The organism is Tepidiphilus thermophilus, from assembly GCF_001418245.1.
Lineage (GTDB): Bacteria > Pseudomonadota > Gammaproteobacteria > Burkholderiales > Rhodocyclaceae > Tepidiphilus > Tepidiphilus succinatimandens.
This window is the reverse complement of the sequence record NZ_LIPU01000004.1, coordinates 212,938-224,094: the sequence shown is the minus strand read 5'-3', so window position 1 is coordinate 224,094 and position 11,157 is coordinate 212,938. Positions and strand designations below refer to the sequence as shown.

The window sequence follows — 11,157 nt, the reverse complement described above, 5'->3', positions numbered from 1 at the left end:
TGGCCAGCATCTTCCCCAACATGGATTCCTGCCTGCGCCTGGTCTCGGCGCTGCTGGCCGAACTCGACGACGAGTGGATGACCGGCAAGGTCTATCTCAACCTCAACCCGTAACCCCGGCGTCATGACCAACACCACGGAAATTTACAGAAAAAAGGTTGCACAACCGTTCGGCGAGCGTGTCGAAGAGCTTCTTGCCGACGCGTCCCTGCGTGAGCGCTTCGAGCGCGCGCTGATCCGGCATCAGGAAGGGCAGCGCGAAGAGATTGAGCTCTTTGACCTGCGGCGACCAGTTGATCGTCGAACCGACGGCCATGTCGATCACGCCCTGGCGCAGCGCGGTGAATTCCTTGGTCTGATCGCCCGAGACGAGCGAGGCGCCGGGATAGACTTTGATTTTGATGCGCCCTTGGGTTTTTTCGTCGACGAGTTCGGCCCACCGTTTGGCGCCCCAGCCCCAGGGAAAAGCCTCGCCGAGCACGGTGGAGAGTTTGTACTCATCCTTGTACGGCCCGGCGGCCGCGGCGGGTTTGCCCAGGCCGAGCAAGGTGGTGCCCAGCAAGGCGGCGAACAGGGCGGTGGTGAGCCAGCGTCGGGTTTTCATCGAAGTCTCCTCTCCAGGGTGTTGTCGTGAGGGTTGCGGGGATGCCTTGAGGGCAGGATCCAGATTCGGCCATTCAGGCTCTGAAAAAACCCCATCATGAAGTATCACCGCAGCGGCTGATGGAGTCAATCATGAGTTCCCTCGATATACTGCCAAGCCCGGCAGTGGCTTCGGCACGTCGGGTTGTCCGTGCGAAAATCCGCTTTTTGCGCTGAAGGATGGTGGATGTGATCGAATTCGACGGCGTGCGCAAGACGTACCGTGTCCGGGGGCAGGAGGTCCTGGCGCTGGAAGTCGAGCGGCTGACGATCGAACGAGGGGAGGTATTCGGCATCGTCGGGCATTCCGGTGCCGGGAAATCCACGCTGCTTCGCCTCGTCAATCTGCTCGAGCGCCCCAGCCAGGGGCGCGTCGTGGTGGAGGGCGAGGACGTCACCCGCCTCGCCCCGGCGCAGCTGCGCGCCTTCCGCCGGCGCATCGGCATGATCTTCCAGCATTTCAACCTGCTCTCGTCGAAGACGGTGGCGGAGAACGTCGCCTTTCCCTTGAAGATCGCCGGCACCGAATCCAGGGCTGCCATCGCGGCGCGGGTCGAGGAGCTGCTCGCCCTGGTCGGCTTGAGCGAGCACGCGGGCAAATATCCTGCCCAGCTCTCCGGCGGGCAGAAGCAGCGCGTGGGCATTGCCCGGGCGCTGGCCTGCCGGCCCTCCATCCTGCTGTCGGACGAGGCCACCAGCGCCCTCGATCCGCAGACCACCCGTTCGGTGCTGCAGCTGCTCTCCGACATCAACCGCCGCCTGGGGCTCACCATCGTGCTCGTCACGCACGAGATGGACGCGGTGCGGCGCGTGTGCGACCGGGTGGCGGTGATGGACGGCGGCCGGGTGGTGGAGACGGGGCCGGTGAGCGAGGTCTTCCTCCATCCACGACATCCCACGACCCGGGAGTTCGTGCTCGAGAGCGAGCACGTCGATACGCAGGAATTCCAGGAGAGCCTACAGCAGGCAGCGGGGCGCGTGGTGCGGCTGACGTTCAAGGGAGCGGCGACCTACCGGCCGCTGCTGGGCGAAGTGGTGCGCCGCTTCGGGGTGGATTTCAGCATCCTCGCCGGGCGCATCGATCACATCAAGGACGTTCCGTACGGTCAATTGACTCTGTCGCTCGTCGGCGGCGACGTGGAGGAGGCGCTGCGGGCGCTCGCCGAGGCGGGGGTGGATGTGGAGGTGCTGCGGTGATGACGCAATGGCTGGTCAACGTGGATTGGCTGGAGATCGGCCGGGCCTGCTGGGATACGCTGGTCATGGTGGGGGTGTCGCTCTTCTTCGCCGTGCTGCTGGGGCTGCCGCTGGGGATCGCGCTCTTTCTCACGGGCAAGCGCCAGCTGCTGGAGCAGCCGCTCGTCTATGCGGTGCTCTCTTTCGTGGTGAATCTGCTGCGCTCCGTGCCCTTCGTGATCCTGCTCATCGTCATGATCCCGGTCACCGTCGTGCTGGTGGGCACCTCGCTGGGCGTGCCAGGGGCGATTCCGCCCTTGGTGGTGGGCGGGGCGCCGCTCTTTGCCCGGCTGGTGGAGGCGGCGCTGCGGGAGGTGGATCGGGGCATCGTCGAGGCGACGCAGGCCATGGGGGCGACGGTGCCGCAGATCGTCTTCGGGGCGCTGCTGCCCGAGGCTTTGCCGGGGATCCTCGCCGGAGTCACCGTCACCTCCATCACCCTGGTGTCGTACGCCGCCATGTCGGGGGTGATCGGCGGCGGCGGCCTCGGGGACCTGGCCATCCGTTTCGGCTACCAGCGTTTCCAGACCGACGTGATGGTCATCACGGTGGCGCTGCTGGTGGTGCTGGTGCAGCTGCTGCAGATGCTGGGCGACCGGCTTGTGCTGCGTTTCAGCCGCCGTTAGCGTGGCAACGGATTTTTTTCTTCACCCAAGGAAGGAGTGTCGTGCCATGAAATGGAAAAACGCCTTGTTGATTCTGAGCGCCTCGCTTGGCCTCGTTCCGGCCGCCTGGGCCGAAAAACTGTCGGTGGCGGCCACGCCCGTGCCGCACGCCGAGATCCTGGAGTACGTCAAACCCATGCTCGCCAAGGAAGGGGTGGAGCTGGAGGTGCGGGTGTTCACCGACTACGTCCAGCCCAACATCCAGGTGGCGCAAAAGCGCATGGACGCCAATTTCTTCCAGCACAAACCCTATCTGGACGAGTTCAACAAGGATCGCGGCACCGACCTGGTGGCGGTGGCCGGGGTGCACATCGAGCCTTTCGGCGCCTATTCCCGCCGCATCAAGAAGCTCGACGAGCTCAAGGAAGGCGCCGTCGTGGCCATTCCCAACGATCCGACCAACGGCGGGCGGGCGCTTCTGCTGCTGCAGCGCGCTGGACTCATCAGGCTCAAGGATCCGGGAAAGATCACCGCTACGCCGCGGGACATCGCCGACAATCCCAAGCGGCTGGGCTTCAAGGAGCTGGAAGCGGCCACGCTGCCGCGCATCCTCGACCAGGTCGATCTGGCCCTCATCAACACCAACTATGCGTTGGAGGCCGGACTCAATCCCACGAAAGACGCGCTCGTCATCGAGGGGGCCGATTCGCCCTACGTGAACGTGCTGGTGGCCCGGCCGGACAACAAGGACGGCGAGGCCATGCAAAAACTCGTGCGCGCCTTGCACTCGGAGGCGGTGAAGCGCTTCATCCTCGAGAAGTACCAGGGGGCCGTGGTGCCGGCGTTTTGAGCCGAGGCCGCCGATCCGCTCCAGAGTGGACGGATCGGTTCGCGGAATGCACTGAAACGGTGCGTCCGCGCGCGGGGGCGCGCCAGGGGCGGCCCGATCCCGTCGCGCTCCATCGTTCGGATTTCTCGATTCCGTAGCACCAGCCTGAGGGGACGCGGTTCGTTGCCGCGTCCCCTTTTCGCTTTTCCTGCATTTTGGCACGTTCCGTGCTTACGTCGTGGTGGGCATTCCCGCTACGGAGAAGAATCATGAAATTCGTCATGGCGATCATCAAGCCGTTCAAGCTCGACGAGGTGCGCGAGGCGCTCTCGGAAAATGGCGTGCAGGGGCTCACGGTGAGCGAGGTCAAGGGGTTCGGCCGGCAGAAGGGGCACACGGAACTCTACCGCGGGGCGGAGTACGTGGTCGATTTCCTGCCCAAGGTGAAGCTCGAAGTGGCCATACCGGACGAGCTGCTCGAGCAGGTGCTTGAGGCGATCGAGAAGTCTGCCTTCACGGGGAAGGTGGGCGACGGAAAGATCTTCGTCTTCGAACTCGCGGAGGCGGTTCGCATCCGCACCGGCGAGACCGGGACGGCGGCGCTGTGATCTGGACGATGAGGAGAATCATCATGATGAAGAAGAAGTGGTTCGGCGGGGTCGGCTCCTTGGTGGCTCTGGCAACGGTCTCCCTGCCTTCCTGGGCGCAGGAGGCGGCCAGCACGGCCGCGCCCGTGGTGCATCGCGGCGACGTCGCCTGGATGATGACCTCTACCCTGCTGGTGCTGATGATGATCGTGCCGGGCTTGGCGCTCTTCTACGGCGGCATGGTACGGGCGAAGAACGTGCTCTCCGTGCTCATGCAGGTGCTGATGGTGACGGCGCTGGTGCTCGTGCTGTGGGCCTGCTATGGCTATAGCCTCGTCTTCACCGAGTCGATGCCCTGGCTGGGGTCGTTTTCCAAGGTGTTCCTCGCCGGCGTCACGCCCGACAGCCTGGCCGACACCTTTACCGCCGAGGTGAAGCTGCCGGAATACGTCTATGTCGCCTTCCAGGGGACGTTTGCCGCCATCACCTGCGCGCTGGTGGTCGGGGCCTTTGCCGAGCGCATCAAGTTTGCCGCGGTGATGGTCTTCATGGTGCTGTGGTTCACCTTCTCCTACCTGCCGATCGCGCACATGGTCTGGGGGCCGGGCGGATGGCTGCTCGGCGCCGGGGCGATCGACTTCGCCGGCGGCACGGTGGTGCACATCAATGCCGGCGTGGCCGGGCTGGTGGGCGCGATGCTCGTGGGCAAGCGCATCGGCTATGGGCGGGAGGCGCTTGCGCCGCACTCGCTGCCGCTCACCATGGTGGGGGCCTCGCTCTTGTGGGTGGGCTGGTTCGGTTTCAACGCCGGCTCCAACCTGGAAGCGACTTCGGGCGCGACGCTCGCCTTCCTCAACACGCTGCTCGCCACGGCGGCGGCGGTGCTCTCCTGGAGCGCGGTCGAGGCGCTCGTCAAGGGCAAGCCTTCCATGCTCGGGGCGGCTTCGGGCGCGGTGGCCGGGCTCGTGGTCATCACGCCGGCCTGTGGCACGGTGGGCCCGATCGGCTCGATCGTGATGGGCTTGATCGGCGGCGTAGCCGGGCTGTGGGGCGTGAGCGCGCTCAAACGCTGGCACGGCATCGACGATTCGCTCGATGCCTTCGGCGTGCATGGGGTGTGCGGCATCGTGGGGGCGTTGCTCACCGCGGTCTTCACTTCCCCTGCCCTGGGCGGCACGGGCAACGGCAAGGCGGATTTCTCGGTGATGCATCAGCTGTGGGTACAAGGTTGGGGCGTGCTCACCACCATCGTGGTGAGTGGCGTGGTGGCTTTCCTCGCCTACAAGATCGCCGGTGCGCTCACCGGGGGCTTGCGCGTGAGCGAGGAAGAAGAGCGCGAGGGGCTGGACGTGGCTACCCACGGCGAGACGGCCTACCGCCTATAGTCTCCTCTCCGACGGCGATTCCTGTCGTTGCCCCCGGTGATGAACCGGGGGCTTTTTCTTGGCCTGGACCCAGGGGTCGTGCTAGCATGGGGGCATCCGTCCGGTTGCACGCCGCCCATGAAAGACACGAGCCGTCTGATCCTCACCTATACGATGGAAGTGTCCCTTCCCGAGCCTTTGCAGAAGATGCCGCGCGCCGATCTGGCGCGCATCGTCGATGGTCTGCTCGGCGACGTGGTGCATCAGGGCTTGAAGGCGGTGGCGACGAAGCGCCTGCAGGGTAGCGGCATCATGATCCACAAGATGCAGCACCACGTCGATGTCGAACGGCCCCGGCGCGAGCCGGGTCAGACGATTCCCAAGGAGCTGCTGGTGCGCGCGGCACCGCACCTCACCGACGAGGAGCTCGCCGAGCTGGAGGCGCGCGTGGGCAACGTCCCTTTCCTTGCCGAGGAGGAGCTGGAGAAGCGCTTGCGCACCCAGGCGCTGAAGCTGTGCAACGACGTGCGGCTCGCGCCGGTCGTGGTGCGCGGCGTGCGGCCCAACGACGAGCCGCTCGAAACCGAGGCGCAGCTCAATTTCACCCATGGCTCGGTCTTCTTCGACGAGTCGCAGCGCAACCTGCGGCTGAAGGCGAACGCACCCGTGGAGGTCCTGCTGCCGGGCGCAGAAACGCCCGTTCTCGGCCGCTATCTCGGAACCACCTTGGGTGGACCGGTAGTGGAAGTTCCCCTCCACCTGCTCGCGCCTTATCGCGACTTCCTGCTCGCCGCCTGGCAGGGCGGACGCGGCTGAGCCTCTTCTGCCGCGTAGGGGCCGGGGGCCTTGCGCTCCGTGGTATGCTGCATTTCACCGTCCCTTTGTGGTGAGTTCCACGATGTCGTCCATGAGCCGAAGGAACAGGTCTTTTCATGCGCAGTCGCCCCTGGAGGTGACCGAGCAGTTGGCCACGAATCTGCAGTGTGGCCTGACCCAGGCCGAGGCCGAGCGGCGGCTCGCCGTCCATGGCCCGAACCGCTTGCCGGAAGAGCCGCCCGATCCGGCCTGGCTGCGGCTGCTGCGCCAGTTCCACAATCCCCTGATCTACGTGTTGCTGGTGGCGGGAATCTTGACGGCCTACCTCGGGCACTGGATCGATGCGGCGGTGATCTTCGCGGTGGTGATCGTCTCGGCGGTGCTGGGCGCGCTCCAGGAGGGGAAGGCCCAGCGGGCGCTCGCGGCGGTGAAGTCGATGCTGGCGCAAACCGCGGTGGTGATCCGCGACGGACGGCGGCGTCAGATCGCTGCCGAGGAGCTGGTGCCGGGTGACCTCGTCTTCCTCGAATCGGGGATGGTGGTGCCGGCCGACTTACGTCTGGTTGCCGCGCGCCGGCTGGCCGTGGACGAGGCCGTGCTCACGGGGGAATCGCTGCCGGTGGAGAAGGATCCGGAGCCCGTCGACGAGGCGGCTCCGCTCGCTGAGCGACGCTGCATGGCCTACAGCGGCACCACGGTGGTGCGTGGCCAGGGCCTGGGGGTGGTGGTAGCCACGGGCGGGGACAGCGAGCTCGGGCGCATCGGCAAGCTGGTGGCCAGCGTCTCGCGGCTGGAAACGCCGCTCACCCGCCGCTTGACGCGGTTCGCCCAGGGTGCGGCGGCGGTGATCGTGGGCGTGTCGGCGCTGCTCTTCGCCTGGGCCTATTGGGGGCTGGGGCAGCCGCTCGACGAGATCTTCCTTGCGGTGGTGGGGATCGCGGTGGCGGCCATCCCCGAGGGATTGCCGGCCATCGTCACCATCATCCTGGCAATCGGCGGACAGCGATTGGCGCAGCACCAGGCCATCGTGCGCCGCCTGCCGGCGGTGGAGACGCTCGGATCGGTCACCGTGATCTGCACCGACAAGACGGGGACGCTGACGCGCAACCAGCTCACCGTCACCTCGGTGCTGCTGCCGCACGACAGCGTGGAGGTGTCGGGTTCGGGCTATGAGCCGACGGGAGCGTTCCTGCGCGACGGACGCCCGCGGCTGCCGGAGAGCGTGCGCGGCCTGGTGCGGCTTGCACGCGCCTCGCTGCTGTGCAACGACGCCGCGCTCCATGCGGATGCCGAAGGGCACTGGCATGGCGAAGGGGACCCGCTCGAAGTCGCCCTCATGAGCATGGCGCTGAAGGCGGGGCTGGACCCAGAGCGCGAGCGCCGCTGCTGGCCGCGGGTCGACCTGATCCCCTTCGAGCCGGAACGGCGCTGGATGGCGACGCTCAATCGCGATCATCACGGGAATCACGTGATTTTTCTCAAAGGGGCACCCGAAGTGGTGTTGGCGCACTGCTACAGCGATGCCGACGGCCAGCCGCTCGACATGGCCGGCTGGGGAGAGCGGCTGATGCGCGAAGCGGCCAAGGGGCGGCGGATGATCGCGCTCGCCTGGAAACGGCTGTCCAGTCCCAAGGAGGCGCTGAGTCTGGAGGACGTCAACGGCGGCTTTGCCCTGCTGGGCGTAGTGGGGCTGGAGGATCCGCCGCGGCCGGAAGCGAAGGAGGCGATCCGCGAGTGCCACGAGGCCGGCATCCGGGTGCTGATGATCACGGGCGATCACCCGGTCACGGCCCAGGCGATCGGGCAGATGCTGGGACTGCGCGCCGAGGCGCCCCTCACCGGTGTGGAGATCGAACGGCTCGACGACGCAGCCCTGGGCGCGCGCATCGCCGAGACGGACGTCGTCGCACGGGCCGCGCCGGAGCACAAGCTGCGTCTGGTGCGGGTGCTGCAGGGGCAGGGCCACATCGTGGCCATGACCGGCGACGGGGCCAACGACGCGCCGGCGCTGCAGGCGGCCGACATCGGAGTGGCCATGGGCAAGCGCGGCACCGATGCGGCGCGTCAGGCTTCGGCCATGGTGCTCGCCGACGACAACTTCGCCACCATCGCCCAGGCCGTGCGCTGGGGGCGCGTGGCCTACGACAACATCAAGAAGGCGCTGCTCTTCGTGCTGCCGACGAATGTGGCGCAGGCGTTGGTCGTGGCGATCGCGCTGGCGGCGGGCTGGTCGCTGCCGATCTCGGCCACGCAGATCCTGTGGGTGAACCTGGTGACGGCGGTGACGCTGGCGATCGCCGTGGCGTTCGAGATGCCGGAACCGGACGTGATGCAGCGCCCGCCGCGCCCGCCGGTCGAGCCTTTGGTCACGGGGGCCATGGCGTGGCGCGTCGTCTTCATCGGCGTGCTGATCTGCCTCTTGTCCTACGGCGCCTACGGTATCTCCCTCGTGCGCGAGCTCGGCGAGGACTTCGCCCGCACGGCGGCCACGCATACGCTGGTGTGCGCCGAAGTGGTCTATCTCTTCAGCTGCCGGCGCTTCGTCGCGAGCGGCTGGAGCCTGGAAGTCCTGCGGGGCAATCCGGCGCTGTGGCCGGTGATCGGGGTGCTGGCGCTGCTGCAGCTGGCTTTCATCTATGCCCCGCCGCTGCAGCTGCTCTTTCGCACCGCGGCGCTCGATGCCTTTGCCTGGGCGTATGCGCTCGCCGGGGCGCTGGCGGCTTTCGCGGTGGTCGAAGTGGAAAAGGCCGTGTTGCGGCGCATGGGGCGCGTCGCCCTGTGAGCGGCGGCGCGCTCAGCCGGCCGCAAGGCGCTCGAGCGCCTCGATCACCCGCTCGGCTGCGCTGAAGCCGGTCTGGGCCGCGATTTCCACCATGCAGGTAGGGCTGGTGACGTTGATCTCGGTGAGCCGTCCGCCGATGAGGTCGAGCCCCACGATCAAAAGCCCCCGCTGCCACAGGATGGGCGCGAGCGCCTCGGCCACTTCCCGCTCGGCCTCGGTGAGCGGCACGGCCACGCCGCGTCCGCCCGCGGCGAGGTTGCCGCGCGTCTCGCCGGGCTTGGGGATGCGGGCGAGCGCATAGGGCATCACTTGCCCGGCGATCACGAGCACCCGTTTGTCGCCGTCGCGGATCTGCGGCAGGTATTCCTGGGCCATGATGGTACGGTGCCCGTGGTGCGTCAGCGTCTCGACGATCACGTAGCGGTTGTGGTCCTCGCGATGCACGCGGAAAATCTGGCTTCCGCCCATGCCGTCGAGCGGCTTGAGGATCACGTCGCCCAAAGCGTCGATGAAGGCGTGGATGCGCTCGGGGTCGCGCGCCACCATCGTGGCGGGCGTAAACTGCGGGAATTCCAGGATGGAGAGTTTCTCCGAATGGTCTCGGATCGCCCGCGGCCGGTTCCAGACGCGGGCCCCTTGCGCCTCGGCGCGCTCCAGCAGCCAGGTGGCGGTGAGGTATTCGAAGTCGAAGGGCGGATCCTGGCGCATGAGGAGGGCGTCGAATTGGTCGGCGCGCACGCGCGCTTCGGAGACGACCTCGTACCAGGCGCCGGCTCCACCGTCGGTCAGCGCGATGAGCTGGGCCGAGAGCCACACGGCGCCTTCTTCCCAGCAAAGTCCCTCGCGCTGGCAGGTCCAGATCTCGTGGCCGCGCGCCTGGGCGGCGCGCATCATGGCAATCGACGAATCCTTCGTCACTTTCAGCTTGGGCAGAGGGTCGACGAGAAAGGCGAGTTTCATGCCGTATCTCCTTCCGCGCCGAAACGGGCGACGAGTTCCTCGATCTCGATGGCGGCGGCGAGCAAGCCCAGGCGCGCCACCACGCCGTAGGCGTAGAAACGGTTGGGTTCGGCGTCGGGGGCGAGGCCCGAGTCGGGCAGCGAGCAGCTCGCCGCGAAGCGCAGCGGCTCGAAGTGCATGCCCGGCGCGTTGAGGTTCTCGTCGGGGCCGCGTTCGGTGTGTACCCGGTAGAATCCGCCCACCACGTAATGATCGATCATATAGACGACCGGTTCGCACACCGCCTCGCCCAGGCGCTCGAACGTGGGCACGCCTTCCTGCACGATCACCTGGTGCACTTCCAGTCCTTCCTTCACCTTGGCCATCTTGTTGCGCTGCCGCCGCGAGAGCTCGCGCAGCTCGGCCGGGTCCTTGACCGTCATCACGCCCATGCCGTAGGTGCCGGCGTCGGCCTTGACGACGAGGAAAGGCTCCTGGTCGATGCCGCGGGCGGCGTAGGCGGCGCGGATTTCGGCGAAGAGCTCGGCGGCGGTGTCGGCGAGCCGGTCTTCCCCTTCCTTGCTCTGGAAATCCAGGCCGGACACGACGCGGTGCGCCGGAATGAGGTACCAGGGATCGAGTCCGATCGCCTCGGCGAAGTCGGTGGCGACGCGGGCGTAGATCTCGGCGTGGTGCGATTTGCGCCGCGTGTGCCAGCCCGCCACCAGGGGAGGGATCACGTTCTGCTCGCTGAGTCCGCGCAGAATCGGTGGCACGCCGGCCGAGAGGTCGTTGTTGAGCAGGATGGCGCAGGGGTCGAAGTCGGCGAGCCCCAACCGGTTTCCGCGGCGCACCAAGGGCTCGACGAGCACGCGCTCGCCCTCGGCCGCTTCGAGCTCGGTGGGGGCAGTGATTTCCGGCAAGAGCGAGCCGATGCGAACTTCCAGCCCGGCCAGGCGCAGGATGCGCTGCAGGCGGGCGATATTCAGGAGATACCAGCGGTTGCGCGTGTGGTTCTCGGGGATGAGCAGCAGGCGCTTGGCTTCGGGGCAGACGCGTTCGATCGCCACCTGGGCTGCCTGCACCGCCAGCGGCAGGAAGTCGTCGGAGAGGTTGTTGAATCCGCCGGGAAAGAGGTTGAGATCGACCGGGGCGAGCTTGAAGCCGGCGTTGCGCAGGTCGGTGGAGGCGTAGAAAGGAGGCGTATGCTCGCAAAAGCCGCCGCGGAACCATTGTTCGATCGCCGGCAGTTCTTCGAGGAACTGGCGCTCGATGGCGAGCAGGGGCCCGGTGAGGGCGGTCGTGAGGTGAGGCACCGTCATGAAGGGCATCCTTGCAGAGGGTTCGTCTGCGATTGT

At 67.0% G+C, this 11,157-nt stretch carries 11 protein-coding genes; 8 read left to right on the top strand and 3 right to left on the bottom strand.

Translation table 11 applies throughout. From position 1 onward, the window contains the following. Positions 1-113 (top strand): transposase (locus ASC37_RS11505; protein ID WP_141654651.1); only part of this gene is annotated, 113 nt, incomplete at its 5' end. On the opposite strand, the gene dctP is transcribed toward ASC37_RS11505, so the two are convergent. Next, on the bottom strand, positions 103-603 hold the full coding sequence (gene dctP / locus ASC37_RS05425; protein ID WP_082438383.1) for a TRAP transporter substrate-binding protein DctP: 501 nt from the start codon (positions 601-603) through the stop codon (positions 103-105). The two genes, ASC37_RS11505 and dctP, sit on opposite strands and share 11 nt — an antisense overlap. Before the next feature lie 227 nt (positions 604-830). On the opposite strand from dctP, the gene ASC37_RS05420 reads away from it, so the two are divergent. From ASC37_RS05420 to ASC37_RS05390, 7 genes are all read left to right on the top strand, one after another. Next, positions 831-1,838 (top strand): methionine ABC transporter ATP-binding protein, encoded by a 1,008-nt coding sequence (locus ASC37_RS05420; RefSeq protein ID WP_055423395.1) that lies wholly within the window; start codon positions 831-833, stop codon positions 1,836-1,838. Continuing rightward, complete coding sequence (locus ASC37_RS05415) at positions 1,838-2,503, top strand: methionine ABC transporter permease (protein ID WP_055423394.1); 666 nt, start codon at positions 1,838-1,840, stop codon at positions 2,501-2,503. Before ASC37_RS05420 ends, ASC37_RS05415 begins: the two co-directional genes overlap by 1 nt. A 46-nt stretch (positions 2,504-2,549) precedes the next feature. After that, positions 2,550-3,332, top strand: a complete 783-nt coding sequence (locus tag ASC37_RS05410) for a MetQ/NlpA family ABC transporter substrate-binding protein (RefSeq protein ID WP_055423393.1) — start codon at positions 2,550-2,552, stop codon at positions 3,330-3,332. Between the two features lie 248 nt (positions 3,333-3,580). Next, the gene (gene glnK, locus ASC37_RS05405) at positions 3,581-3,919 is read left to right on the top strand and encodes a P-II family nitrogen regulator (RefSeq protein ID WP_055423392.1); all 339 of its coding nucleotides are present in this window, start codon (positions 3,581-3,583) and stop codon (positions 3,917-3,919) included. Between the two features lie 23 nt (positions 3,920-3,942). Then, positions 3,943-5,283 (top strand): ammonium transporter, encoded by a 1,341-nt coding sequence (locus tag ASC37_RS05400; RefSeq protein ID WP_176697458.1) that lies wholly within the window; start codon positions 3,943-3,945, stop codon positions 5,281-5,283. A 117-nt stretch (positions 5,284-5,400) separates the two neighbouring features. Next, complete coding sequence (locus ASC37_RS05395) at positions 5,401-6,078, top strand: hypothetical protein (protein ID WP_055423391.1); 678 nt, start codon at positions 5,401-5,403, stop codon at positions 6,076-6,078. Positions 6,079-6,169: 91 nt separating this feature from the next. Then, positions 6,170-8,860 carry a cation-translocating P-type ATPase gene (locus tag ASC37_RS05390; protein ID WP_072247934.1) on the top strand — a complete coding sequence of 897 codons (2,691 nt, stop codon included), beginning with the start codon at positions 6,170-6,172 and terminating at the stop codon, positions 8,858-8,860. A gap of 12 nt (positions 8,861-8,872) precedes the next feature. Here ASC37_RS05390 and gshB read toward each other — a convergent pair whose 3' ends face one another. Both gshB and gshA read right to left on the bottom strand, forming a co-directional pair. Then, positions 8,873-9,820 carry a glutathione synthase gene (gene gshB / locus ASC37_RS05385; protein WP_055423390.1) on the bottom strand — a complete coding sequence of 316 codons (948 nt, stop codon included), beginning with the start codon at positions 9,818-9,820 and terminating at the stop codon, positions 8,873-8,875. Beyond that, the gene (gshA, locus tag ASC37_RS05380; RefSeq protein WP_055423389.1) at positions 9,817-11,121 is read right to left on the bottom strand and encodes a glutamate--cysteine ligase; all 1,305 of its coding nucleotides are present in this window, start codon (positions 11,119-11,121) and stop codon (positions 9,817-9,819) included. The genes gshB and gshA overlap by 4 nt, the downstream gene beginning before the upstream one ends. Positions 11,122-11,157: the final 36 nt, after the last annotated feature.